40 protein-coding genes are annotated in these 23,592 nt (G+C 62.1%); 39 read left to right on the top strand and 1 reads right to left on the bottom strand.

The genetic code is table 11. The features are described from left to right. The first annotated feature begins 15 nt into the window (after positions 1-15). From rpsG to truA, 39 genes are all read left to right on the top strand, one after another. Complete coding sequence (rpsG, locus tag HPY55_14225) at positions 16-486, top strand: 30S ribosomal protein S7 (protein NPV71769.1); 471 nt, start codon at positions 16-18, stop codon at positions 484-486. Between the two features lie 51 nt (positions 487-537). Beyond that, complete coding sequence (fusA, locus tag HPY55_14230) at positions 538-2,619, top strand: elongation factor G (GenBank protein NPV71770.1); 2,082 nt, start codon at positions 538-540, stop codon at positions 2,617-2,619. An 81-nt stretch (positions 2,620-2,700) separates the two neighbouring features. Continuing rightward, positions 2,701-3,903: an elongation factor Tu gene (gene tuf, locus HPY55_14235; protein ID NPV71771.1), complete on the top strand. Its 1,203-nt coding sequence runs from the start codon at positions 2,701-2,703 to the stop codon at positions 3,901-3,903. Positions 3,904-3,930: 27 nt separating this feature from the next. Next, positions 3,931-4,239, top strand: coding sequence for a 30S ribosomal protein S10 (gene rpsJ / locus HPY55_14240; protein NPV71772.1), 309 nt, complete (start codon positions 3,931-3,933; stop codon positions 4,237-4,239). 38 nt (positions 4,240-4,277) lie between these two features. Next, positions 4,278-4,907, top strand: a complete 630-nt coding sequence (gene rplC, locus HPY55_14245) for a 50S ribosomal protein L3 (protein NPV71773.1) — start codon at positions 4,278-4,280, stop codon at positions 4,905-4,907. A 16-nt stretch (positions 4,908-4,923) separates the two neighbouring features. Beyond that, a complete protein-coding gene (gene rplD, locus HPY55_14250; GenBank protein ID NPV71774.1) occupies positions 4,924-5,556 on the top strand; it encodes a 50S ribosomal protein L4 in 633 nt (210 codons plus the stop codon). Further along, positions 5,553-5,837, top strand: coding sequence for a 50S ribosomal protein L23 (gene rplW / locus HPY55_14255; protein ID NPV71775.1), 285 nt, complete (start codon positions 5,553-5,555; stop codon positions 5,835-5,837). The genes rplD and rplW overlap by 4 nt, the downstream gene beginning before the upstream one ends. Positions 5,838-5,866: 29 nt before the next feature. Then, positions 5,867-6,694: a 50S ribosomal protein L2 gene (rplB, locus tag HPY55_14260; GenBank protein ID NPV71776.1), complete on the top strand. Its 828-nt coding sequence runs from the start codon at positions 5,867-5,869 to the stop codon at positions 6,692-6,694. A gap of 16 nt (positions 6,695-6,710) precedes the next feature. Then, a complete protein-coding gene (gene rpsS / locus HPY55_14265; protein NPV71777.1) occupies positions 6,711-6,995 on the top strand; it encodes a 30S ribosomal protein S19 in 285 nt (94 codons plus the stop codon). Positions 6,996-7,015: 20 nt separating this feature from the next. Continuing rightward, on the top strand, positions 7,016-7,375 hold the full coding sequence (gene rplV, locus HPY55_14270; protein NPV71778.1) for a 50S ribosomal protein L22: 360 nt from the start codon (positions 7,016-7,018) through the stop codon (positions 7,373-7,375). After that, positions 7,375-8,058: a 30S ribosomal protein S3 gene (gene rpsC / locus HPY55_14275; GenBank protein NPV71779.1), complete on the top strand. Its 684-nt coding sequence runs from the start codon at positions 7,375-7,377 to the stop codon at positions 8,056-8,058. The genes rplV and rpsC overlap by 1 nt, the downstream gene beginning before the upstream one ends. Before the next feature lie 3 nt (positions 8,059-8,061). Continuing rightward, entirely contained in the window at positions 8,062-8,496 is a 435-nt protein-coding gene (gene rplP / locus HPY55_14280) for a 50S ribosomal protein L16 (GenBank protein ID NPV71780.1), read from the top strand. Further along, entirely contained in the window at positions 8,486-8,695 is a 210-nt protein-coding gene (gene rpmC / locus HPY55_14285; protein NPV71781.1) for a 50S ribosomal protein L29, read from the top strand. The genes rplP and rpmC overlap by 11 nt, the downstream gene beginning before the upstream one ends. Positions 8,696-8,712: 17 nt before the next feature. Then, positions 8,713-8,973, top strand: a complete 261-nt coding sequence (rpsQ, locus tag HPY55_14290) for a 30S ribosomal protein S17 (GenBank protein ID NPV71782.1) — start codon at positions 8,713-8,715, stop codon at positions 8,971-8,973. A gap of 34 nt (positions 8,974-9,007) precedes the next feature. Further along, positions 9,008-9,376, top strand: coding sequence for a 50S ribosomal protein L14 (gene rplN / locus HPY55_14295; protein ID NPV71783.1), 369 nt, complete (start codon positions 9,008-9,010; stop codon positions 9,374-9,376). Between the two features lie 27 nt (positions 9,377-9,403). After that, on the top strand, positions 9,404-9,712 hold the full coding sequence (locus HPY55_14300; GenBank protein ID NPV71784.1) for a 50S ribosomal protein L24: 309 nt from the start codon (positions 9,404-9,406) through the stop codon (positions 9,710-9,712). Positions 9,713-9,755: 43 nt separating this feature from the next. After that, positions 9,756-10,295, top strand: a complete 540-nt coding sequence (gene rplE, locus HPY55_14305; GenBank protein ID NPV71785.1) for a 50S ribosomal protein L5 — start codon at positions 9,756-9,758, stop codon at positions 10,293-10,295. A 12-nt stretch (positions 10,296-10,307) separates the two neighbouring features. Next, positions 10,308-10,493, top strand: coding sequence for a type Z 30S ribosomal protein S14 (locus tag HPY55_14310; protein NPV71786.1), 186 nt, complete (start codon positions 10,308-10,310; stop codon positions 10,491-10,493). A gap of 37 nt (positions 10,494-10,530) precedes the next feature. Beyond that, positions 10,531-10,923, top strand: a complete 393-nt coding sequence (gene rpsH / locus HPY55_14315) for a 30S ribosomal protein S8 (GenBank protein ID NPV71787.1) — start codon at positions 10,531-10,533, stop codon at positions 10,921-10,923. A gap of 39 nt (positions 10,924-10,962) precedes the next feature. Beyond that, positions 10,963-11,502 (top strand): 50S ribosomal protein L6, encoded by a 540-nt coding sequence (gene rplF, locus HPY55_14320; protein ID NPV71788.1) that lies wholly within the window; start codon positions 10,963-10,965, stop codon positions 11,500-11,502. A 16-nt stretch (positions 11,503-11,518) separates the two neighbouring features. Further along, positions 11,519-11,887, top strand: coding sequence for a 50S ribosomal protein L18 (locus HPY55_14325; protein NPV71789.1), 369 nt, complete (start codon positions 11,519-11,521; stop codon positions 11,885-11,887). Between the two features lie 17 nt (positions 11,888-11,904). Beyond that, a complete protein-coding gene (gene rpsE, locus HPY55_14330) occupies positions 11,905-12,420 on the top strand; it encodes a 30S ribosomal protein S5 (GenBank protein NPV71790.1) in 516 nt (171 codons plus the stop codon). Positions 12,421-12,435: 15 nt separating this feature from the next. Further along, positions 12,436-12,633 (top strand): 50S ribosomal protein L30, encoded by a 198-nt coding sequence (gene rpmD / locus HPY55_14335; GenBank protein ID NPV71791.1) that lies wholly within the window; start codon positions 12,436-12,438, stop codon positions 12,631-12,633. 4 nt (positions 12,634-12,637) lie between these two features. Continuing rightward, the gene (rplO, locus tag HPY55_14340; GenBank protein ID NPV71792.1) at positions 12,638-13,087 is read left to right on the top strand and encodes a 50S ribosomal protein L15; all 450 of its coding nucleotides are present in this window, start codon (positions 12,638-12,640) and stop codon (positions 13,085-13,087) included. Next, the gene (gene secY, locus HPY55_14345; protein NPV71793.1) at positions 13,080-14,339 is read left to right on the top strand and encodes a preprotein translocase subunit SecY; all 1,260 of its coding nucleotides are present in this window, start codon (positions 13,080-13,082) and stop codon (positions 14,337-14,339) included. Before rplO ends, secY begins: the two co-directional genes overlap by 8 nt. 11 nt (positions 14,340-14,350) lie before the next feature. Beyond that, positions 14,351-15,013 carry an adenylate kinase gene (locus tag HPY55_14350; protein NPV71794.1) on the top strand — a complete coding sequence of 221 codons (663 nt, stop codon included), beginning with the start codon at positions 14,351-14,353 and terminating at the stop codon, positions 15,011-15,013. Beyond that, positions 15,010-15,759 (top strand): type I methionyl aminopeptidase, encoded by a 750-nt coding sequence (gene map / locus HPY55_14355; GenBank protein ID NPV71795.1) that lies wholly within the window; start codon positions 15,010-15,012, stop codon positions 15,757-15,759. The genes HPY55_14350 and map overlap by 4 nt, the downstream gene beginning before the upstream one ends. Positions 15,760-15,789: 30 nt before the next feature. After that, on the top strand, positions 15,790-16,074 hold the full coding sequence (locus tag HPY55_14360; protein NPV71796.1) for an RNA-binding protein: 285 nt from the start codon (positions 15,790-15,792) through the stop codon (positions 16,072-16,074). A gap of 3 nt (positions 16,075-16,077) precedes the next feature. After that, a complete protein-coding gene (gene infA / locus HPY55_14365; GenBank protein ID NPV71797.1) occupies positions 16,078-16,296 on the top strand; it encodes a translation initiation factor IF-1 in 219 nt (72 codons plus the stop codon). A gap of 36 nt (positions 16,297-16,332) precedes the next feature. Beyond that, positions 16,333-16,449: a 50S ribosomal protein L36 gene (gene rpmJ / locus HPY55_14370; GenBank protein ID NPV71798.1), complete on the top strand. Its 117-nt coding sequence runs from the start codon at positions 16,333-16,335 to the stop codon at positions 16,447-16,449. A gap of 15 nt (positions 16,450-16,464) precedes the next feature. After that, on the top strand, positions 16,465-16,836 hold the full coding sequence (gene rpsM, locus HPY55_14375) for a 30S ribosomal protein S13 (protein NPV71799.1): 372 nt from the start codon (positions 16,465-16,467) through the stop codon (positions 16,834-16,836). An 18-nt stretch (positions 16,837-16,854) separates the two neighbouring features. Further along, positions 16,855-17,241 carry a 30S ribosomal protein S11 gene (rpsK, locus tag HPY55_14380; GenBank protein NPV71800.1) on the top strand — a complete coding sequence of 129 codons (387 nt, stop codon included), beginning with the start codon at positions 16,855-16,857 and terminating at the stop codon, positions 17,239-17,241. A gap of 13 nt (positions 17,242-17,254) precedes the next feature. After that, entirely contained in the window at positions 17,255-17,881 is a 627-nt protein-coding gene (gene rpsD / locus HPY55_14385; GenBank protein NPV71801.1) for a 30S ribosomal protein S4, read from the top strand. 48 nt (positions 17,882-17,929) lie between these two features. Then, positions 17,930-18,871, top strand: coding sequence for a DNA-directed RNA polymerase subunit alpha (locus tag HPY55_14390; GenBank protein NPV71802.1), 942 nt, complete (start codon positions 17,930-17,932; stop codon positions 18,869-18,871). Between the two features lie 12 nt (positions 18,872-18,883). Next, a complete protein-coding gene (rplQ, locus tag HPY55_14395; protein ID NPV71803.1) occupies positions 18,884-19,222 on the top strand; it encodes a 50S ribosomal protein L17 in 339 nt (112 codons plus the stop codon). A 15-nt stretch (positions 19,223-19,237) separates the two neighbouring features. Further along, entirely contained in the window at positions 19,238-20,074 is an 837-nt protein-coding gene (locus tag HPY55_14400) for an energy-coupling factor transporter ATPase (protein NPV71804.1), read from the top strand. Next, complete coding sequence (locus tag HPY55_14405; GenBank protein ID NPV71805.1) at positions 20,059-20,916, top strand: energy-coupling factor transporter ATPase; 858 nt, start codon at positions 20,059-20,061, stop codon at positions 20,914-20,916. The genes HPY55_14400 and HPY55_14405 overlap by 16 nt, the downstream gene beginning before the upstream one ends. Continuing rightward, positions 20,917-21,732, top strand: a complete 816-nt coding sequence (locus HPY55_14410) for an energy-coupling factor transporter transmembrane protein EcfT (protein ID NPV71806.1) — start codon at positions 20,917-20,919, stop codon at positions 21,730-21,732. Between the two features lie 26 nt (positions 21,733-21,758). Beyond that, positions 21,759-22,631 carry a tRNA pseudouridine(38-40) synthase TruA gene (truA, locus tag HPY55_14415; protein NPV71807.1) on the top strand — a complete coding sequence of 291 codons (873 nt, stop codon included), beginning with the start codon at positions 21,759-21,761 and terminating at the stop codon, positions 22,629-22,631. Here truA and HPY55_14420 read toward each other — a convergent pair. After that, entirely contained in the window at positions 22,576-23,580 is a 1,005-nt protein-coding gene (locus HPY55_14420; GenBank protein NPV71808.1) for a sugar-binding transcriptional regulator, read from the bottom strand. The two genes, truA and HPY55_14420, sit on opposite strands and share 56 nt — an antisense overlap. Positions 23,581-23,592 lie beyond the last annotated feature (12 nt).

Raw genomic sequence — 23,592 nt, forward strand, 5'->3', positions numbered from 1 at the left:
GAAGGGGGGAGATGGATGCCCAGGAGAGGTATTGTTTCGAAGCGGGAAATACTGCCGGACCCGGTTTACAGCAACGTCACAGCCGCCCGATTCATGAACAAGATCATGTGGGACGGCAAGAAGTCCCTCGCTCAGCGGATATTCTACGGTGCGATGGACATGATCGCGAAGAAAACGGGCAAGAACCCGATTGAGGTTTTCGAGCAGGCAGTGAAGAACGCGATGCCGGCTGTCGAGGTGCGGCCGAGGCGGGTAGGCGGCGCCACTTACCAGGTCCCGATGGAGGTAAGGCCCGACAGGCGACTTTCGCTGGCGTTCCGCTGGCTCATTCAGTACTCGCGCGACAGGTCCGAGCGGACCATGCAGGAGAGGCTTGCCAACGAGTTGATGGATGCAGCCAACAATACGGGATCGACCATAAAGAAGAAGGAAGACACTCACAAGATGGCTGATGCCAACAAGGCGTTCGCGCATTACAGGTGGTAAGGGACCGATTTCTAGTCCATGTCGAAGATTACGGTGAAAGGAGGGGATACCATGCCGCGGGCGTACCCGCTTGAACGGACCAGGAACATCGGAATAATGGCCCACATCGATGCGGGCAAGACCACCACCACGGAGCGGATCCTCTTCTACACCGGCCGGGTTCACAGGATGGGAGAGGTGGACCAGGGCTCGGCGACCATGGACTGGATGGTCCAGGAGCAGGAGCGAGGGATAACGATCACCTCCGCCGCTACTACCTGTTTCTGGAAAGACCACCGGATTAATATTATAGACACACCAGGCCACGTTGACTTTACGGTGGAGGTCGAACGCTCCCTCAGGGTGCTCGACGGCGCGATCGCGATATTCTGCGCCAGGAACGGCGTCGAGCCTCAGTCCGAGACGGTATGGCGCCAGGCGGACAGATACCACGTCCCCAGGATGGCCTACGTCAACAAGATGGACTCTGTCGGGGCCGACTTTTTCCGCGTCGTGGACATGATTGAGGAACGCCTCGGGATGAAGCCCGTCGCGGTGCAGATCCCGATCGGAGCCGAGGATTCGTTCAGGGGTGTCGTCGACGTCGTGACGATGAAGGCGACCACCTGGGCGGACGACCTGGGTACCCAGGTCGTCGAGGAAGAAATCCCCGCGGAACTCCGCGAGTTGGCGGAGGCGACCCGCACGTCCGTGCTCGAGGCGGTTGCGGAGTTCGACGACCGCTTGATGGAGATCTACCTCGAGGGCGGCGAGATCTCGCCCGGCGACATACGCCGCGCCATACGCAATGGGACGCTCGCCGCGAAGATTGTCCCCGTCCTGTGCGGAGCTTCCTTCAGGAACAAGGGAGTGCAGCCGCTACTCGACGCGGTCGTGGACTATCTCCCGTCTCCGCTCGACATCCCACCCGTCAAGGGCACGAACCCCGAAACCGGCGCCGAGGAAGAGCGCAGGCCGTCCGACGACGACCCGTTCTCCGCGCTGGCGTTCAAGATCGCGGTGGACCCGTACGTGGGCAAGCTCACATACGTCAGGGTATACTCCGGCGTGCTGTCGGCGGGGTCGTACGTGTACAACGCCACGCGCGGTAGGCGCGAGCGGGTCGCGCGACTCGTGATGATGCACGCGAACCGGCGCGAGGATGTGCCCGACATCCGCGCGGGTGATATTGCCGCGACCCTCGGGATGAAGGAAACGACCACCGGCGACACGCTCGCGGTGGATGCTCACCCGATCGTGCTCGAGGCCATGCATTTCCCGGTCCCGGTGATATCGGTGGCGATTGAGCCCCGCACCAAGGCGGACCAGGATAAGCTGGCGCTCGCGCTGGCAAGGCTCGCGGACGAGGATCCGACGTTCCGGACTCACACCGACCCCGAAACTGGCCAGACGCTGATATCGGGGATGGGCGAGCTTCACCTCGAGATCATCGTCGACAGGCTGCTTCGCGAGTTCGGGGCTGAGGCCGAGGTCGGAAAGCCGCAGGTCGCCTACAAGGAGACCGTCACCAGATCCGTGTCCGCCGAGGGCCGCTACGTGAAGCAGACCGGCGGGCGGGGCCAATACGGGCACGTGGAGGTCGAGGTCGAGCCGCTCAAGCGCGGCAGCGGCTTCGAGTTCGTCGATGCCGTGCAGGGCGGGGCCGTACCAAGAGAGTTCATCCCCGCCGTGGAGGCCGGCGTTCGTGAGGCGATGGAGAGCGGAGTGATCGCGGGGTATCCGGTCGTCGACGCGAGGGTAACGCTTACCGGCGGGTCGTACCACGAGGTTGACTCGTCCGAGGTGTCGTTCAAGATCGCCGGCTCGATGGCGTTCAAGAACGCCTGCCAGGATGCCAATCCCGTGCTCCTCGAGCCGATAATGGAGGCCGAGGTCGTGGTTCCGGAGGCATACGTGGGCGACGTCCTCGGGGACCTCAGCGCCCGGCGGGGCGAGGTCCAGGGCATAGAGCGACGTTCCGGTCTGCAGGCGATCCGCGCGCTGGTGCCGCTTGCGGAGATGTTCGGCTACGCAACCGACCTGCGTTCGAGGACTCAGGGGCGTGGCACGTACACCATGCAGTTCTCCCAGTACAGGGACGTGCCGCCCAACGTCAAGGAGCAGATCCTGCAGAATCTGTTGGGTATCGTGTAATCCGGTAGGGGTTCCGGCAGTCTGTAAACCGTTTGATACAATCTTGATCCCAATCTACCACGGGTAAGGAGGATTTTCGAGATGGGCAAGAAGAGGTTTGAGAGGACGAAGCCGCACGTCAACGTAGGAACGATTGGACATATCGACCACGGGAAGACGACGCTGACGGCGTGCATCACGAAGGTTTTGGCGGGTGCAGGATTTGCTGAGTACACGCCGTTCGACCAGATAGACAAGGCGCCGGAGGAGAAGGCGCGGGGGATCACGATCGCGACTGCGCACGTTGAGTACGAGACTGCGGCGAGGCACTACGCGCACGTGGACTGCCCGGGTCACGCGGACTACATCAAGAACATGATTACTGGTGCGGCGCAGATGGACGGAGCGATCCTGGTGGTGAGCGCGGCTGACGGTCCGATGCCGCAGACGAGGGAGCACATACTGCTTGCGCACCAGGTAGGCGTACCCACGATGGTGGTATTTTTGAACAAGGCTGACATGGTGGACGACCCCGAGCTATTGGAGCTTGTAGAGATTGAAGTGAGGGAGCTTCTGACGAAGTACCAGTTCCCCGGGGACGAGACTCCTGTGATAGCGGGTTCAGCGCTCAAGGCTCTGGAATGCGGATGTGGTAAGAGGGATTGTCCGTGGTGCGGGAAGATATGGGAGTTGATGGATGCGGTAGACAGGTACATTCCGACTCCTGTGAGGGATACTGAGAAGCCGTTCCTGATGGCGATAGAGGACGTATTCACGATAACTGGTCGTGGGACAGTTGTGACGGGCAGGATAGAGCGCGGCCAGGTGAAGGTAGGGGACGAGATCGAGATAGTTGGGTTCATAGAGAGGCCGAAGAAGACTGTAGTGACGGGTGTAGAGATGTTCCGGAAGCTGCTGGACCAGGGACAGGCTGGGGACAACGTTGGGTGTTTGCTCCGGGGTATAGATAAGGACGAGGTATTCCGTGGGATGGTGCTGGCGAAGCCGGCGTCGATAAAGCCACACACGAAGTTCGACGCCGAGGTGTATGTGCTGACGAAGGAAGAAGGGGGGCGGCACACGCCGTTTTTCAACGGATACAGGCCGCAGTTCTACTTCAGGACGACGGACGTGACGGGCGTGGTTAAGTTGCCCGACGGAGTGGAGATGGTGATGCCTGGAGACAACATCCGGATGGAGCTCGAGTTGATCGCGCCGATAGCGATGGAGGAAGGCTTGAGGTTCGCGATCCGCGAGGGCGGCAGGACGGTTGGAGCGGGGGTTGTCACCAAGATCAACGAGTGACCAGCCACGTAGCGAGGAGGGGAATTGATGCCTGCCCAAAAGATCAGGATCCGCCTCAGGGCGTTTGACCATAAGATCCTCGACCGCTCGGCGGAGAGGATAGTGGACACCGCGAAACGTACCGGCGCCTCGGTTTCGGGCCCGGTGCCGCTCCCGACGGAGAAGAGCGTGTACACGATCCTGGTCGCGCCCAACGGCGAGAAGGACATTCGCGAGCAGTTCGAGATGCGGATTCACAAGCGCCTGATAGATATAGTCGAACCGACGTCCAAGACGGTGGACGCCCTCATGCGGCTGGATCTGCCGGCAGGGGTTGATATCGAGATCAAGCTCTAGGTCGGGCGGATACCAGGTTACTGAGGGAGGTGGACTCGATGCGGAAGGGAATCATTGGCCGTAAACTCGGCATGACCCAGGTGTTCGACGACAAAGGGGTGCTCATCCCCGTGACGGTCGTCGAAGCCGGGCCGTGCGTGATCGTACAGAAGAAGACGGTCGAGAGCGACGGGTACCAGGCGCTCCAGGTCGGGTTCGGGCCCGCACGCGAGAAGTCGCTGCGCAAGCCGGTCAAGGGGCACTTTGCGAAGGCGAGGGTACCCCTGGCGAGGCGCCTGCGCGAGCTCAGGCTCGACAAGGTGGACGGGTACGAGGTCGGCAGCGAGATCAAGGCCGACATATTCTCGGCCGGCGAACTCGTGGACGTGATAGGCCTCACCAAGGGCCGTGGCTTCGCCGGCGGCGTCAAGAGGTGGGGGTTCCACCGCGGGCCGATGGCCCACGGCTCCAAGTACCACCGCGGACCCGGTTCGCTCCAGTCCCGTAAAGCCGCCCGCGTATTCAAGGGCAGGCTCATGCCGGGCAGGTACGGCCAGGAGCGCGTGACGATCCAGAATCTCAGGGTCGTGAAGATCGATCCTGACAGGAACCTCATGTTGATACGGGGCGCGATCCCCGGGGCTAACGGCTCCCTGGTCACGATCAAGAATGCCGTGAAGGCCTCGTAGAGGGGAGGGACCAGGAGTGCCTAAGGTCGACGTTGTGAATGTAACCGGCGCAAAAGTCGGCGAGATGGATCTGAACGATTCGGTGTTCGGGGTCGAGGAAAACGAGCACCTGATGCACATGGCTGTCAGGATGCACCTCGACAACTCCCGCGTGGGGACTGCGGATACGAAGACCCGCGCGGAGGTCGACGGTGGCGGCCGGAAACCGTGGAGGCAGAAGGGGACCGGTCGCGCGAGACAGGGGACTATTCGTTCCCCGCTCTGGCGCAAGGGCGGTGTCGTGTTCGGCCCGCACCCGAGGGATTTTGGGTTCGAGATGCCGAGGAAGCAGAGGAGACTCGCTTTGAAGTCGGCGCTGTCGTCGAAGCTCCGTTCGGGGGAGATCATCGTGTTGGACGAGCTTCGCCTGAGCGAGCCCAGGACCAGAGAGATGGTCAAGGTGCTTTCGAACCTGAACGTAGGGGGGCGTACCGCTCTGGTGGTTACCGCGGCTCCCGACGAAAGCGTCTCGAGGTCTTCGAGGAACATAGCCGGAGTCACCACATCGACGGCGCAAAACCTTAACGTGTACGACGTCCTCGCTCACGAGAAGGTCGTTCTCACAAAGGACGCCGCCAAACGCGTCGAGGAGGTGCTCGGCACGCCATGACGGCGAGAGACATAATCATCCGGCCGATAGTGACTGAGAAGAGCAACACCGCGATGGGCCACTCGATTTACACGTTCGTCGTGGCCGAGAGGGCCAACAAGACCCAGATCAGGGACGCGGTGGAAGAGATATTCAAGGTCAAGGTGAAGGCCGTCAACACAATGCGGATGCTGGGCAAGGTCAGAAGGATGGGCGTCCACAGCGGGCGGCGGCCCAACTGGAAGAAAGCCATGGTGACCCTCGAGGAAGGCCAGAAGATACAGTTCTTCGAGGGCATGTAAGCGACTTGCTCGCTGGGAGGTAGTCGCAGATGGGTGTGAAATCGTTCAAGCCGACGTCCCCCGGCATCAGGGGGATGACGGTCAGCACATTTGAAGAGATAACCAGGACCAGGCCCGAGCGGTCGCTTATCGCCAATCTCAAGAAGCATGCAGGCCGCAACGCGCGCGGCAAGATCACCGTCCGTCACCAGGGGGGCGGCTCGAGGCGGGCGTACCGCATCGTCGACTTCCGCCGCGACAAGGACGGGATTCCTGCCAAAGTGGCGACGATCGAGTACGACCCGAACCGCTCGGCGAGGATCGCGCTGCTTCACTACGCCGACGGCGAGAAGCGCTACATCCTCGCGCCGGTGGGCGTGGCGGTGGGCGATACACTTCTCTCGGGGCCGGACGCCGACATAAAGGCCGGCAACAACCTGCCCCTGAGGAACATCCCGACCGGCACGATGGTGCATCATATCGAGCTGCAACCGGGAAAGGGCGCCCAGATCGCCCGCGCGGCGGGCGTCAGCGCGCAGATAATGGCGAAGGAAGGACCGCACGCCTTGCTCAGGATGCCGTCAGGCGAGCAAAGGCTGGTCAGCCTCGATTGCAGGGCGACCATAGGCCAGGTCGGCAACGTGGAGCATGAGAACATCTCGATAGGCAAGGCAGGGCGGAGCCGCTGGATGGGCAAGCGGCCGGCGGTGCGCGGGGTCGTCATGAACCCCGTAGACCACCCGCACGGCGGCGGCGAGGGCAAGTCGCCGATCGGGCGCAAGCACCCCGTTACGCCGTGGGGCAAGCCGACGCTGGGTTATAAGACGCGGAAGAAGCGCAAGCCGTCCGACATCTACATCGTCAAGCGGCGGAAGTAAGAAGGGAGGCCTGTGAATGTCCAGGTCCGTCAAGAAGGGGCCGTTTGTGGACGAGAAGCTGCACGCTCGAGTCAAGGCCATGAACGCGAAGGGCGACAAGAGGGTCATCCGCACGTGGTCCAGGGATTCGACCATTATCCCCGACATGGTCGGGCACACCATAGCGGTATACGACGGGCGGAAGCACGTCCCCGTGTACATCACTGAGGAAATGATCGGTCACAAGCTGGGAGAGTTCGCTCCCACGCGCACCTTCCGCGGTCACGGTGCTCACACGGAGCGGTCGACCGCGTTGAAGTGACCTTAGGGAGGGGTCTTTCGGTGGAGACGGGTTCGGCCGGAGCAAGAGCGGTGGCCAGGCACATCCGCATATCGCCGACGAAGGTCAGGATAGTCGCGAACCTGATCAAGGGCAAGAAAGTGGATGAGGCTTTCGCAATACTGCGCTTCACGCCCAAGAGGGCTTCGGTGATCATAAGTAAGGTGCTCAAGTCGGCGGTTGCCAACGCTGAGAACAACTTCGAAATGAACGGGAAGAACCTCTACGTCGCTGAGGCGATAGTCGACCAGGGCCCGACCTGGAAGCGGTATCAACCCCGGCAGAGGGGGCAGGCTTTCCCGATTCTCAAACGTACCAGCCACATCACCGTGGTTGTCAAGGAGAGAAAGGAGGGGAAGTAATGGGCCAGAAGGTCCATCCAAAGGGACTCAGGATAGGCATCATCAAGGATTGGGACGCAAAGTGGTTCGCGGATAAGAAGGAGTTTCCGTCCATCCTCATGGAAGACGTGAAGATCCGCGAGTTCTTGAAGAAGAAGCTTTACATCACGGGCGTGTCTCGGATTGAGATAGAAAGGGCGGCCAACAGGCTGAAGGTCACCATCTACACGGCCAAACCCGGTATGGTCATCGGCCGCGGCGGGGCCGGCGTGGAGGACATCAGGAAGCAGGTTGAAGCCCTGACAGGCAAACAGGTCGCCCTCAACATCGTCGAGGTCAAGTCGCCCGAAACGGATGCTCAGCTCGTGGCCGAGAACGTCGCGCAGCAGCTCGAGAAGAGGATATCGTTCAGAAGGGCCATGAAGCAGGCGATATCCAGGGCGATGAGGCTCGGGGCCAGGGGCTGCAAGGTGAGGATCTCGGGACGTCTCGGCGGCGCCGAAATGGCGCGTAGGGAGAGGGATGTCGAGGGCACGGTCCCGCTCCACACCCTGAGAGCCGACATAGACTACGGCTTCGCGGAAGCGACGACGACTTACGGCAAGATCGGCATCAAGGTGTGGATATACAAGGGCGAAGTCCTTCCGGCGGCGCCCCGCAGAGACAAGGAGAAGCCCAAGGCGGCGGTTGAGGGAGGAGAGTAACCCATGTTGATGCCCAAGAGGGTCAAGTACCGGAAGCAGCACCGCGGGCGCATGACCGGAAAGGCCTACAGGGGTTCGGAAGTGCTTTACGGCGAGTACGGCCTGCAGGCTCTCGAGCCGGCGTGGGTTTCCGATCGCCAGATTGAGGCAGCGCGTGTGGCCCTGACCAGGTATATCAAGAGGGGCGGGAAGGTCTGGATCAAAATATTCCCCGACAAGCCCGTTACCCAGAAGCCTGCCGAAACCCGGATGGGCTCCGGCAAGGGCAACCCCGAATTTTGGGTCGCCGTGGTGAAGCCGGGCCGCGTGCTGTTCGAACTTGCCGGGGTTAGCGAAGATGTCGCGAGGGAGGCCATGAGGCTTGCCGCGTTCAAGCTGCCCTTGAAGACGCGCTTCGTGAAGCGCGAGGAAGTGGGTGGTGAAGCGAATGAAGGCTAAGGATCTTCGCGATATGGAGGGCGCCGAGCTGGCCAAGAAGCTCGAAGGCCTCAAGGAGGAATTGTTTAACCTGCGGTTTCAGCTGGCCACAAACCAGCTCGAAAACCCGATGAGGATCAGGGAAGTCCGTCGCGACATCGCAAAGATCAAGACGATCCTCAGGGAGCGGGAACTCCAGGCCGGCCGGGCCAGGGCATAGAACAGGGGGACGCTGACATGGAAGAGAGGCGGGGAGCGAGGAAGGTAAGGGTGGGGACGGTCGTGTCCGACAAGATGGACAAGACAGTCGTGGTCGCCATTGAAAGGTTCACGTCCCACCCATTGTACGGGCGCCGCCTTAAGGTTACCAAGAAGCTGAAGGCACACGATGAAACGAACGACTGCAAGGTCGGCGACAAGGTGAGAGTGATGGAAACGCGACCGCTCTCCAGGGAGAAGCGGTGGCGCGTGGTAGAGGTGCTCGAGCGAGCCAAGTAACCGGAAGGCCGGCGATCGAGGGGAGGTTACGGGCGTGATACAGAGTTACACCAGGCTGACGGTTGCCGACAACACCGGGGCCAAGAAGATCATGTGTATCAGGGTGCTCGGCGGGCATTATCGCAGGTATGCCAACATCGGCGATGTGATCGTGGCGTCGGTGAAGGAGTCGACCCCCGGCGGAGTAGTCAAGAAGGGCGACGTCGTGAAGGCTGTCATCGTGAGGTCCAGGAAGGGCCTCAGGCGCCCGGACGGGTCGTACATCAAGTTCGACGAGAACGCCGCCGTCATACTGAAGGACGACAAGGAGCCAAGAGGTACCCGCATATTCGGACCCGTGGCGAGGGAATTGCGTGAGAGGGAATTCATGAAGATCATATCCCTCGCGCCCGAGGTGCTCTAGGGAGGTATCCCGATGGAACGGGAACGGATTCACGTAAAGAGCGGCGATACGGTGTACGTCACCGCGGGGAAGTACAAGGGTAAGAAGGGGAAGGTTCTGAAGGTGATCCCGGATAAAGGCGCCGTCGTGGTTGAGGGCGTTAACATAGTCAAGAAGCATCAGAAACCTACCCAGAAGGTCATGCAGGGCGGAATCATCGAGAAGGAAGCGCCGTTTCCCAGCTCCAAGGTCATGTGGGTTTGCCCTCGGTGCGGAAAGCCGTCCAGGGTGGGCAACAAGGTGCTTGAGGCCGGCAAGACCGCCAGGGTCTGCAAGCAGTGCGGCGAGGTAGTATAGGCGGTAACGCAGGCAGGCCGGAGGCTCGAAAGGAGGTACGGAAGTGGCGTACCTGAAGGACAAGTACGTTAATGAAATCGTCCCGCAAATGATGAAGACATTCGAGTACAAGAACCGCCTCGAGGTGCCGAAAGTCAAGAAGGTCGTCCTTAACATGGGCGTGGGCGACGCCATCCAGAACCCGAAGGCGCTCGACGCCGCCGCGGCCGACCTGGCCGCCATCACGGGGCAGAAGCCGGTGATCACGCGCGCGAAGAAGTCCATCGCGGCATTCAAGCTCAGGGCCGGGATGTCAATAGGCTGCAAGGTCACCCTTCGCGGCGAGCGGATGTACGATTTCCTTGCGAAGTTGTTCCACGTCGCGCTCCCGAGGGTGAGGGATTTTCGCGGGGTTTCGTCCAAGGGGTTCGATGGCCGTGGTAACTACTCGCTCGGTCTCAAGGAGCAGCTCATATTCCCCGAGATCGACTACGACAAGGTGGAGAAGATCAGGGGAATGGACGTCGTCATAGTCACGAGCGCGAAGACGGATGAGGAGGCCCACCAGCTCTTGAAGCTGATGGGGCTGCCGTTGAAGGATTGAGGAGGGAAAGCGTTGGCCACTAAGGCGAAGGTTGAGGCCACCAAGCGGGAGCCCAAGTTCATCGTCAGAAAGCACAACAGGTGTAAGCTGTGCGGTCGCCCTCACGCGTACATGAGGCACTTCGGCATCTGCAGGCTGTGCTTCAGGCGCATGGCGCACCGGGGCGAGATCCCGGGCATCACCAAGGCGAGCTGGTAAGCTTGGCGGCCCCGCCGGAGGGGAAGGGGGTTTCAAGATGACTGATCCTATTGCGGATATGCTCACCAGGGTACGGAACGCCGTCATGGTCAACCATGATCAGCTCGAGGTGCCTGGTTCTAAAGTCAAGAGAGAGATTGCCCAGATACTGAAAGAAGAGGGCTTTATCAGGGATTACGACTGGATAGATGACGGAAAGCAGGGCGTAATCAAGATATACCTCAAGTACGGGCCCAGCAAGACCAGGGTAATCACCGGGCTGAAGAGGATTTCTAAACCCGGGTTGCGGGTTTACGCGCAGCACGACGCGGTGCCCAAGGTCCTGGGAGGTCTCGGACTTGCCATCCTGTCCACCTCTAGGGGCATCATGACCGACAAGAGGGCGCGGAAGGAAGGCGTCGGGGGAGAGGTCCTCTGCTACATCTGGTAATCCCTCATAGCAGCGGCACGGCGAGGAGGTGGACGTAGTATGTCGAGACTGGGTCGTCTCCCGGTAGCCATACCGGCGGGCGTTCAGATAAGCGTCGATGGGAACGTGGTCAAGGTAAAGGGCCCGAAGGGCGAGCTGTCGAGGCAGTTGCACGAATCGATGAAGGTGACCGTGAACGACGGGTCGATCCTGGTCGAGAGGCCCTCGGACGAGAAGATCCACAAGTCGCTTCACGGGCTGACCCGCGCCCTCATATCCAACATGATCACGGGCGTCACCAAGGGGTACGATAAGTCGCTCGAGCTGGTCGGCGTCGGTTACAGGGCGTCGAAGTCGGGTAAGAAGATCGTCATCACCGTGGGTTTCTCGCACCCCGTCGAGATCGACCCGCCTGAGGGAATAGAGTTCGATGTCCCCAACCCAACGCTGATCGTGGTCAGGGGGCGGGACAAGGAAGCGGTCGGGCAGATGGCCGCTTCCATCAGGGACGTCAGGCCGCCCGAGCCTTACCAGGGCAAGGGCATCAGATACGCGGGCGAGAAGGTCCGCCGCAAGGCGGGCAAGGCCGGCAAGAAGTAGCTCGGGGGTGCTTCAAGTGCTCGATTCAAACAGCAAGCGCGCAGGAAGAATTCGGCGGCACCTCAGGGTGCGCAAGCGCATGTCCGGCGCACCTGAGCGTCCGAGGCTGTCCGTATTCAGGAGCCTCAAGCATATATACGCCCAGATCATCACGGACTTCGACGGCCGAACGCTGGTTCAGGCGTCAAGCGCGGACCCGGAGATGAAGGCCAGGGTCAAGCACGGCGGTAACCTGGCCGCCGCGAAGATGGTCGGCGAGCTGGTGGCCAGAAGGGCCCTGGACAAGGGCATCAAGTCGGTCGTGTTCGACCGTGGAGGGTACCTGTACCACGGCCGCGTTAAAGCGCTCGCCGAGGCCGCCCGAGAGGCGGGGCTCGAGTTCTGAGTAAGGGAGGGGAATAGATGCCAAGGCCTGAGAGGGATAGGACTGACGCTTCCCAGCAGGAGTTCAAGGAGAAGGTCGTGTCGATAAACAGGGTGGCCAAGGTAGTGAAGGGCGGCCGGAGGTTCAGCTTTTCAGCGCTGGTCGTGGTCGGAGACGGCAACGGCCGCGTTGGGGTGGGGCTGGGCAAGGCTGCGGAGATCCCCGACGCCATCCGCAAGGGCATCGAGGACGCGAAGAAGGCCTTGATCGCGGTGCCGCGGGTCGGCACCACCATTCCGCACGAAGTAACGGGTCATTTCGGGGCGGGCCAGGTGTTTATGAAGCCTGCCTCCCAGGGTACCGGCGTCATCGCCGGCGGCCCCGTACGCGCGATCATGGAACTCGCGGGGATAAGGGACGTTCTCACGAAGTCGATCGGGTCCTCCAACGCGTGTAACGTTACGTACGCAACACTCGAGGGGCTCAAGCAGCTGAAAGTGGCGAACGACGTGGCCAAGCTGCGGGGCAAGCCGGTCGAAGAACTAGTCGGGTAGCCGGGGGGAGCCAGAGTGGCAGAAAAGATCAGGATTACGCTGAAACGGAGCCTGGCCGGCAAACCGGAGACGATGAGGGCCACGGCAGCGGCGCTCGGCCTTCACAGGCGGGAGCAGTCGGTGATCCAGAGCGATACGCCCTCGATTCGCGGCATGATCCACAAGATCTCGCATCTGGTCGCCGTCGATCAGGTCGAGGGGGAGGTGGACTAGTAAGGTGAGGATCCACGAACTCAAGCCTGCTCCCGGCTCTGTGAAGAAGTCTTTCAGGGTCGGCAGGGGTATAGGATCGGGGCTCGGCAAGACGTCGGGCCGCGGGCACAAGGGTCAGAAGGCCCGCGCGGGCGGGGCGAAGGGCCGCGGATTTGAAGGCGGCCAGATGCCGCTCCAGCGAAGGATACCCAAGCGAGGCTTCACCAACATATTCAAGACCGTCTACGCAACGCTCAACGTTTCGGACCTGAACAGGTTCGAGGACGGAACGGTCGTCACCCCCGAGCTCCTCAGGGAGGCGGGATTGGTAAAGGGCGCTTTCGACGGGATCAAGGTCCTGGGTGACGGCGACCTGGAAAAGTCGCTGACCGTGAAGGCTGACAGGTTCTCGGGGGCCGCCGTGCAGAAGATCGAGGCTGCCGGCGGGAAGGCCGAGGTGATAGCGGGTGCTTGAGACGCTGCGGGGTGCCCTGAGGATAGGTGACCTCCGGCGCAGGATAGTGTTCACGTTCTGGATGTTCCTCGTGTTCAGGGCGGGGGCGCACGTGCCGGTGCCGGGCATCAAAACCGAAGTGATCTCCCAGCTGTTCAAGGAAGGCACCATATTCGCTTTCCTGGACATGTTCTCCGGGGGCGCGCTGAAGACGTTCTCAATATTCGCTATGAGCATAACGCCGTACATCAACTCCTCGATCATCATGCAGCTCCTGACCATCATCATCCCGAGCTGGGAGAAGCTGGCGAAGGAAGAGGATGGACGCAAGAAGCTCAACGAGTTCACGCGGTACGGCACGGTCGTGCTCGCCCTGATCCAGGGCTTCAGCATGGCCATAGCGATAAGCAGGATGGGCGCGCTCGTGCAGGGTGGCGTGATGGCGATCGCCATCGTGGTCATCTCGCTGACGGCGGGGACGGCGTTCCTCATGTGGCTCGGCGAGCAGATAACGGAGAAGGGGATCGGCAACGGGATATCGCTGATAATCTTCGCCGGCATTATCTCGAGGCTCCCGTCGGGGCTTTACAGTATGGTGCAGTACCTGCTGGCGGGCCGCATCGGCATAATCAACATCGCGGTGTTGCTCGTCATCGCGGCCGCCGTGATCGCCGCGATCGTCTGGATTAACGAGGGTGAGCGCAGGATACCGGTCCAGTACTCGAAGAGGGTCGTCGGGCGCAAGGTTTACGGCGGGGCAAGCACCCACATACCGATGAAGATCAACCAGGCCGGCGTCATCCCCGTGATCTTCGCATCGTCGGTGCTGGCGTTCCCTGCCACTATAGCGAGCTTCATCAACGCGCCGTGGGCGCGGGCTGTCGAGCAGCTTTTCGACTACCGGAGACCCGGGTACCTGATTGCGTATACGGTTCTCATCCTGTTCTTCACGTACTTCTACACGGCGATCACATTCAATCCGATAGAGATATCCAACAATATGAAGAAGTACGGCGGGTTCATACCCGGGATAAGGCCCGGCAAGCCGACTGCGGAGCACCTGTTCAAGATCTCGAACAGGATCACCCTGGCCGGTTCCGTGTTCCTGGCGATCATCGCGATACTGCCGAACTTCGTACTTACGGTGACGAATATACCGGGGCTCCAGTTTGGCGGCACGGGCCTGCTCATCGTGGTCAGCGTCGCGCTGGAGACCATGAGGCAGATCGAGGCACAGATGCTGCTGCGGCACTACCAGGGATTTATCAAGTAGGAGGGACCGTGTTGCGGTTGGTTTTCCTGGGTCCTCCGGGCGCTGGGAAGGGCACGCAGGCCGACATATTGAGCGAGAAAACGGGCCTGCCCCACATATCACCCGGGGACATGTTTCGCAAGGCCGTGAGGGACGGCACCCCGCTCGGCCGCAAGGCCAAGGAATACATGGACGCAGGGCAGCTCGTTCCCGACGACGTTACGGTGGGGATCATCAGGGAGAAGATCACGTCACAGGACTGCGCGAATGGTTTCATTCTCGACGGTTTTCCGAGGAACCTGAGACAGGCCGAGGCGCTTGACGAAATGATGGCGGGCGCAGGACTCGCGCTGGACGCGGCGATCGATTTCCACGTCCCGGCTGAGGTGCTGATCGACAGGTCGGTGGGCAGGCGCGTGTGCAAGTCGTGCGGCGCCACCTACCACGTGGCGCACAACCCGAGCAGGGCCGGTTCCAGGTGTGGGGCCTGCGGCGGCCCGCTCATCCAGCGGGACGACGACAGGGAGGAGACCGTCAGGCGGAGGCTCGAGGTTTACGAGGAGCAGACGGCGCCGCTGGTCGAGTTCTATCGCGCGAAGGGATTGCTGAGGCGAGTGAACGGGAACCAGCCGTTTGCCGCGGTCACCTCGGAGGTCGAGGCCGTCCTGTCCGGCGTCATGGGGGCGGCGCGATGATAATCATCAAGTCTCCGGCGGAGATCCGCAAGATGAAAGCCGCGGGGGCTGTTGTGGCCGGGGCTCTAAGACAGGTTAGGAGCCTGATCGCTCCAGGCGTACGGACCGCGGACATTGACATGGTCGTCAAGGAGTTCATAGTGAAAAGCGGCGCGGTTCCGGCGTTCAAGGGGTTCAAGGGTTTCCCCGCCTCGGCGTGCGTTTCGGTCAACGAGGAGGTCGTACATGGGATTCCCGGCCCGCGCCGGTTGAAAGACGGCGACATCGTCTCGGTTGACGTGGGGGCCGTGCTGGATGGTTTCGTGGGAGACTCGTCGGTGACTTTCACGGTCGGGGAGGTCGACGACGTTACTCGCCGGCTGATCGACGTCACGAGGGAGTGCCTCGAGAAGGCGATCGCGGCGTGCGTTCCCGGCGGCAGGCTCAGCGACATCGGTCATGCGGTTCAGTCCCACGCGGAGGCCAACGGGTTTTCCGTGGTGCGCGAGTATGTAGGCCATGGCGTGGGGCGCAGTATGCACGAGGACCCGCAGGTCCCGAACTTCGGACCACCCGGGTTGGGCCCGCTCCTCCGGACCGGGATGACCCTGGCGCTGGAGCCGATGGTCAACGTGGGCGGCCACGGGGTCAGGCTGCTGCAGAACAGGTGGACGGTGGTGACGCAGGACGGCTCGCTGTCGGCGCATTTCGAGCACACCGTGGCGATCACGGATTCGGGGCCGGTGGTCCTGACCGTGGAGGAATGATATGGAATTCCTGGAGGGAACATATCACTTATGCCGGGTTTCAGGATCGGCCAGGTGGTAACCTCGAAGGCTGGAAGAGACGCCGGCAGGAGTTTTGTTGTGCTGAAGATCGAGGAAACCCGTGTGGTCCTGGCCGATGGGGATGTCAGGAAGGTAGAAAACGCGAAGAGGAAGAACGTCAGGCACCTCATCCCCCACGAATTCGTATCGGAGTCGATCCAATCGAGGATCGGCCGGGGGGACCGCGTGACGAACGCGGAACTGAGGAGGACCATAGAGACCTGGCGGAGAGAGACGGCGGGAGAGGAGCGTTAGAGCATGGCCAAAGAAGACGTTATCGAGGTTGAGGGCACGGTCGTGGAGCCGCTTCCGAACGCCATGTTCCGCGTGGAGCTCGACAACGGGCACAAGGTGTTGGCACACGCGTCTGGCAAAATCCGTATGAACTTTATCCGGATCCTTTCGGGTGACCGCGTCCTGGTGGAACTGTCTCCGTACGACCTGTCGCGTGGACGGATAGTCAGAAGGTACAAGTAGATCGCGGGCTCGTGCCGCTCGGAGGAGGTTTCAGCCGTGAAAGTGAGGCCGTCTGTGAGGCGGATTTGCGAGAAGTGCAAGGTCGTCAAGAGAAAAGGAAACGTGATGGTTATATGTAAGAACCCCAAGCACAAACAGCGCCAGGGGAACTAGGGGGAGGCGTAAGGAATGGCGAGAATCGCCGGAGTAGACCTGCCGAGGGATAAGAGGGTCGAGGCCGCCCTGCCGTACATTTTCGGCGTTGGACCGGCCAGGTCCAGGGAGATATTGAAGGTCACCGGAGTAAATCCGGATACCCGCGTCAGGGACCTCACGGAGGAAGAGATAAGCCGGCTGAGGGAGTACATCGACAAGAACTACAAAGTCGAGGGCGACCTCAGGACCGAGGTCCAGATGAACATAAAGCGATTGATCGACATCGGTTGCTACAGGGGACTGCGGCACCGCCGTGGGCTTCCGGTCAGGGGGCAGAGGACCCAGACCAACGCGAGGACCAGGAAAGGTCCCCGGAGGACCGTGGGTGTGAGGAGGAAGAAGTAGTAACGGGAGGGATAGGCGTTGGTGAGGAAGGCTCGCCCCAAGAAAAGGGAAAAGAGGGTCGTGGAGCGAGGTATCGCCCACATCAAGTCATCTTTCAATAATACGATAGTGAGCATCACAGACCCCCAGGGTAACGCCGTGGCGTGGGCGACGGCGGGGAAGATGGGGTTCAAGGGCTCTCGCAAGAGTACGCCCTTCGCCGCGCAGATGGCCGCGGAGTCCTGCGCGAGGCAGGCGATGGAGCAGGGCATGAAGGAAGTCGAGGTCTACGTCAAGGGGCCGGGTTCAGGCAGAGAAGCCGCGATCCGGTCGCTGCAGGCGGCGGGGCTCGAGGTCAGCCTGATCAAGGACGTAACCCCCATCCCCCACAACGGGTGCAGGCCGCCAAAGCGGCGCAGGGTCTAGGAGGTGCTGTGATTTGGCAAGGTATTCGGCTTCTGTCTGCAGGCTGTGCCGCAGGGAGGCGCAGAAGCTGTACTTGAAGAGCGAGCGGTGCTTTACTCCCAAGTGCCCGGTGGAGCGCAGGAATTACGCCCCCGGCGAGCACGGGCAGTCAAAGCGGAAGATGTCGGAGTACGGCGTGCAGCTACGCGAAAAGCAGAAGGCGCGCCGCATTTACGGGGTGCTTGAGGCGCAGTTCAGGCGCTACTTCAGGCAAGCCGCAAAGAGGAAGGGTGTAACCGGCGAAACGCTCCTGCAGCTGCTGGAGCGCAGGCTGGATAACGTGGTATACAGGCTGAGCCTTGCCGGCTCGAGGCCTGAGGCCCGGCAGCTCGTGAGGCACGGGCACTTCCAGGTCAACGGGCGCAAGGTCAACATCCCGTCGTACCTGGTCAAAGAGAACGATACCATCGCGGTGGCGCCGGGCTCGCGCGAGCTCCCCAAGATGAAGGGGCTCGTAGAGGCCGCGAAGAGCCGGGCCGTACCCGAGTGGCTCGAGCTCGATGCCGATAATATGCGGGCCAAAGTGGCGCGGCTGCCGAGGCGCGACGAGATCGATGTTCCCGTCCAGGAGCACCTCATCGTCGAGCTTTACTCGAAGTAAGCCGGCACGGAACCCTCGCACACATGGCGCTTCTGGGGAGGGTACTGGATGATCGAAATTGAGAGGCCCAGGATCGAATGCGTTGAACTGACCGACAGCTACGGGAGGTTCGTTGTCGAACCCCTCGAGCGGGGATACGGCACCACCCTCGGGAACTCTCTCAGGCGTGTGTTGCTGTCGTCCTTGCCGGGCGCCGCAGTTACGACCGTCAGGATCGAAGGGGTACTGCACGAGTTCTCGACGATCCCGGGCGTGGTTGAGGATACGACCGACATCATCCTCAACATAAAGGAGCTCGCGCTGCGGCTGCACTGGGACGGCACGAAGACCATCAGGATAGACGTCGAAGGTGAGAGGCAGGTTGTAGCCGGGGACATCACCAGTGACGCCGACGTGGAGGTGCTCAACCCGGAGCATCACATCGCGACGGTCGACCGGAACGCGCGGCTCACCATGGAGATGACGGTGGAGCGCGGCCGCGGGTACGTGCCCGCCGACAGGAATAAGCGCCCCGACCAGCCCATCGGGGTTATACCCGTGGATTCCATCTTCACCCCGGTGAAACGGGTGAATTACACGGTGGAGGACACCCGCGTGGGCCACGTCACCAACTTCGACAGGCTCACGCTCGAAGTGTGGACCAACGCGACGATAAGACCGGAGGATGCCGTCAGCATGGCGGCGCGGGTACTCATCGAGCATCTCGACCTGTTCGCCGGGCTGACTCAGGAAAGCGCCGGCGTCGAGATGGTGGTCGAAAGGGAACAGGACGAGCGCAACCACTACCTGGATATGCCCATCGAGGAACTGGACCTCTCGGTCAGGTCGTTCAACTGCCTCAAGAGGGCGGGCATCAACACCGTCGGCCAGCTCATCGAGAAGACGGACGAAGAGATGATCAAGGTAAGGAACCTCGGCAAGAAATCGCTCGAGGAAGTGAAGCAGAAGCTCGCGGCCCTGGGGCTGTCTCTGAGGCCGCCGGAGGAGTAAGGGGTGACACGAATGTCTTACGGAAAGCTCGGCAGGACTACCGCGGAACGGCGCGCCCTGCTCAGGAGCCTCGTGACTGCGCTCCTCGACAAGGAGAGGATCGTGACCACCGATGCCAAGGCGCGCGAGGTCAAGCGCCTGGCCGATAAAATGATAACCCTGTCCAAAGAGGGCACCCTTCACGCGAGGCGCCAGACGCTCGCTTACTTGCTCGACGAGGACGTCGTGAAAAAGCTGTTCGACACGGTATCGGCCAGGTACACCCACAGGACGGGTGGATACACCCGCGTCGTGAAGATCGGGCCGAGGCGCGGAGACGCCGCCCCCATGGTGATGGTCGAGCTCGTCTAACGGCACCACACGGGGGTGCAGCAGGTGATCCGCACTGTTGAGCTCCACCACCGGTATAGCGGAACCGCGGGTGAGGTCGAGGCCCTCGAGAGCATCGACCTCACGGTTCGCCGGGGGGAGTTTCTGGTTATCATTGGCCCGAACGGTTCGGGAAAATCGACGCTGGCGAAGCACATGAACGCCCTCATCCTGCCCACGGAGGGCGAGGTATACGTCAACGGGATGGACACCCGCGACCCGCAAAACCTGTGGCGGGTAAGGCAGGCGGCGGGGATGGTGTTCCAGAACCCCGACAACCAGATCGTCGCCACTCTCGTGGAGGAAGACATCGCATTCGGGCCCGAAAACCTGGGCGTGGAGCCGGCGGAAATAAGGCGGCGTGTCGAAGAGGCGCTTCGCACGGTCGACATGACCGGCTACGAGAAGCACGCTCCGCACACATTGTCAGGCGGGCAGAAGCAGCGCGTCGCCATCGCCGGTATCCTCGCGATGGAACCAGACATCATCGTCCTGGACGAACCCACCGCAATGCTCGACCCCCAGGGCAGGGTCGAGGTGCTGCGCACGGCCAGGCGGCTCAACCGCGAGAAAGGAATCACCATCGTACTCATCACCCACTTCATGAGCGAGGCGGTCGGGGCCGACCGTGTCGTTGTCATGCATGGCGGCAGGATAGTGCTCGAGGGCACCCCGAGAGAGGTGTTCGCAGACCCGGACAGGCTGCGGGAGTGGGGACTCGACGTCCCGCAGGTCGCTGAGCTCGCAGCCGCGCTTCGCGCGGACGGGGTGGACGTGCCCTCTGGAATTCTCACGATAGACGAGATGGTGGATTGGATATGCCCATCGAATTGAGGGGCCTTTGCCACGTCTACTCACCCGGGACCCCGGTTGAGGTCGTGGCGCTGGAAGACGTTCACCTGCGAATAGATGACGGGGAATTCGTCGCCGTTATCGGGCCGACCGGTTCGGGCAAGTCGACGCTGGTCCAGCATTTCAACGGGCTCCTCAGACCCACCCGCGGGACCGTGCTCGTGGACGGAAAGGACCTCTGGTCGAGGGGCGTGAACCTCAAGGACATCCGGCGCAGGGTAGGACTCATATTTCAGTACCCGGAGCACCAGCTTTTCGAGGAAACGGTGTTTGAAGACGTGGCGTTCGGCCCGAAGAGCATGGGTCTTCCGGACACCGAAGTCACGGAGCGCGTCCGCGAAGCCCTGGGGCTGGTGGGGCTCGACGAATCGATCCTGCAGCGTTCGCCGTTCGAATTGAGCGGTGGGCAGATGCGGAGGGTCGCTATAGCGGGGGTCCTGGCGATGCGCCAGGGCACGATCATCCTCGACGAGCCGACCGCGGGGCTGGACCCCGGCGGCCGCGACGAGATACTCGGCCACATCAAGCGGCTCCACGAGGAGCGCGGCACGACCGTCGTGCTGGTCTCGCATAACATGGAAGACGTGGCGAGGCTCGCCGGGCGCATCGTCGTAATGAACAGGGGCAGGGTCGTACTCGACGGGACTCCGCGCGAGGTGTTCAGCCGGGCCGACACGCTTCACGGCATCGGGCTCGCGCCACCCGAGATGAGCGACCTGGTCCGCAAGCTGAAGCGGCGGGGGCTGGACGTCCGGCCCGACGTTCTGACGGTCGAAGAGGCGAAGGCGGAGATCCTCAGGATCATCAGGGAGAGACGCGGTTAAATGTTCAGGGGCGTGGTTATAGGACAGTACTATCCGGCCGAGTCCGTCGTCCACGGCCTCGACCCCAGGTTCAAGATCGCCGTCACCACGGCGTTCATCGTCGTGCTATTCCTCGCGTCGAGCGCATACGCGTACGCGCTTCTGGCCCTGTTCGCGCTGATGGCGATGTATTTCTCCAGGGTCCCGTTCAAGTTGCTCCTGAGGGGGCTCCGGCCGATTCTCTTCATACTCTGTTTCACGCTGGTGCTGCACCTGTTCTTCACCAAAGGTGACCCGCTCTTCGCCATCGGGCCGTTTAAGGCCTCCCGCGAGGGAGCGATACAGGGCGGACTCGTGGCTGCACGGCTGGTCATCCTGATCGCCTTCACGTCACTCTTGACGCTCACTACCTCGCCCATATCCCTGACGGACGGCCTCGAGAGCATCCTGAAGCCGCTCCAGCGGGTGGGTGTCCCGGCTCACGAACTCGCGATGATGATGACTATCGCGCTGCGCTTCATACCAACCCTGCTCGAGGAGGCCGACAAGATAATGAAGGCGCAGATGGCGCGAGGTGCGGACTTCGAGACGGGAAACCTCCTGCAGCGGGCGAAAAGCCTCGTGCCTCTCCTCGTGCCGCTGTTCGTCGGCGCGTTCAGGCGGGCCGACGACCTGGCTATGGCCATGGAGGCGCGGTGCTACAGGGGCGGGCAGAACAGGACCAGGATGGTCGAGCTCAGGGCGACCTGGAAGGACTACATGGCGACGGCCGTGTTCCTTGGATTCGCTGCGGGTGTGGTCGTCCTCAACAGGGCGTACCCGCTGCCGAGGTTCTGAGGCGCCCGCGTGGAGGCTTCCCCGCCATGAGGAACATCCGGATAACTATACAGTACGACGGATCCTCCTACCAGGGTTTCCAGGTCCAGGGCGAAGCCCCCACCATCCAGCGCGCCATACAGGATGCGCTGGAGGTAATCGTGGGGGAGCGCGTTCCCGTGACGGGGGCCGGCAGGACGGACGCCGGCGTACACGCGCTCGGGCAGGTAATCAACTTCAGGACGGCGTCGAGCATCCCCGTTGATAGGTTCCCACACGCCCTGAACAGCGTGCTTCCGGACGACATAGTCGTAGTGGCCGCCGCCGAGGTCCCCGCCGGTTTCCACGCCCGCTACAGCGCCACCTCCAAGGTCTACACCTACACGTTCTGGAACGGGCCGTTCCCGTCGCCGTTTTACCGTAGGTACTCCCTGTGGGTACCGCAGTCGATCGACGTGGAGGCCATGAAGGCCGTCGCGGCGGAGTTCGTAGGGACGCACGATTTCGTCGCGTTCAGGTCGACGGGGAGTTCGGCCGTCACGACGCGCCGCACGGTGCTCCGGTCCACGGTGGACGAGCACCCCGCGCTCGAACCGGCGCGCGGCGGTGGCGCGAACGGCGGCCCCGGTGAAGACGGCGGCGTGGCCCCCGGGTCCGGCGGCACCCACGTATCGCACCGGATAGTCGTGTTCACGGTCGAAGCGGACGGCTTTCTCTACAACATGGTTCGCGTGATGGCAGGGACGCTTCTGGAAGCGGGGCTGGGGAAGCGCAGCGCGGAAGACGTCCGGCGCGCGCTGTTCTCCGGCGAGCGGCGGCTCGCTGGACCGACGCTCCCGCCTCAGGGGCTGTGCCTCGAGGATGTCAGGTACGGGCCGCTGGAAGGGCGGAGGCGGACTCGAGCAGGCGCCGCGCGGTGACCTCGCCCGTTATCAGGCCGTCGAGCCATCCCCCGGAGATCGCGCTCATGATCGCGTTAACCTTGTGGCCGCCGGCTGCCACGGCGATTATCCTCTTCGCTATCCTCCGGACCCGTTCAACCGGCAGCGCCACCAGCCGCTCGTTCACCACTCCCGGGAGTATCCCGCCGCGTTCGTCGAGGAACCACGGGCCCACGTTTCCCACGGAGCCCGCCGATCTGAGGGTCTCGAGGTCGTTATTCTCGATGTAACCCATCTCGAAGACGGTGGACCCCGAGAGCGCGCCGATGCCCACCAGCACGAGATCGAGGGAGTCCAGCCCCCCCCATATCTGCGAGATCGCCGGCATGTTCAGGAACATGTCTCGCTCCTCACGGCTCGATGCGTAAGCGGGCGCGTGCACGCAGTACGCGTCGCCACCGAACCTTTCCGCCAGCGTTATGGCCACGTAGTTCCCCTGTATCTCGGGGTGGTGGGGGCCGAGGCCTCCCATCACCGGTATTACGGATACCCCCAGGTGCCTCGGCGAGCGGATGCTGCGCACGGTCTGGTACAACGTCTTGCCCCACGCCACGCCGATCCTTGCGGACGGCTCGACCGTCGAGATGATGTAGTCGGCCGCGACCCCCGCCACGAGGGCCGTGTCGTCCTCGCCGCCTGAGCCATGGTGCCTCGCGACGACAGCCTCCTTGATTCCGAGCGCCGCTTTCAACCTCTCCGACAATTCCACGGATCGCACGAACGCCGGCGAGAGCTCGATCCGGACGATCCCCAGATCCCTGGCCCTCCGCAGGAGACGCGAAACCCACGGGCGCGATATCCTCAAGCGGGTGGCGATCTCCTGTTGGGTACGCCCCTCGGAGTAATACAGATAGGCCGCTTCCACCAGGCGCTCGAGTCCGGCCTCACCGTCAGGGTTGAGCGCGTCTTGCTTCAGCATCTTCCTCACCGTAGCCCGCGG

The sequence above is a fragment of the Bacillota bacterium genome (genome assembly GCA_013178305.1).
Lineage (GTDB): Bacteria > Bacillota > Sulfobacillia > JABLXB01 > JABLXB01 > JABLXB01.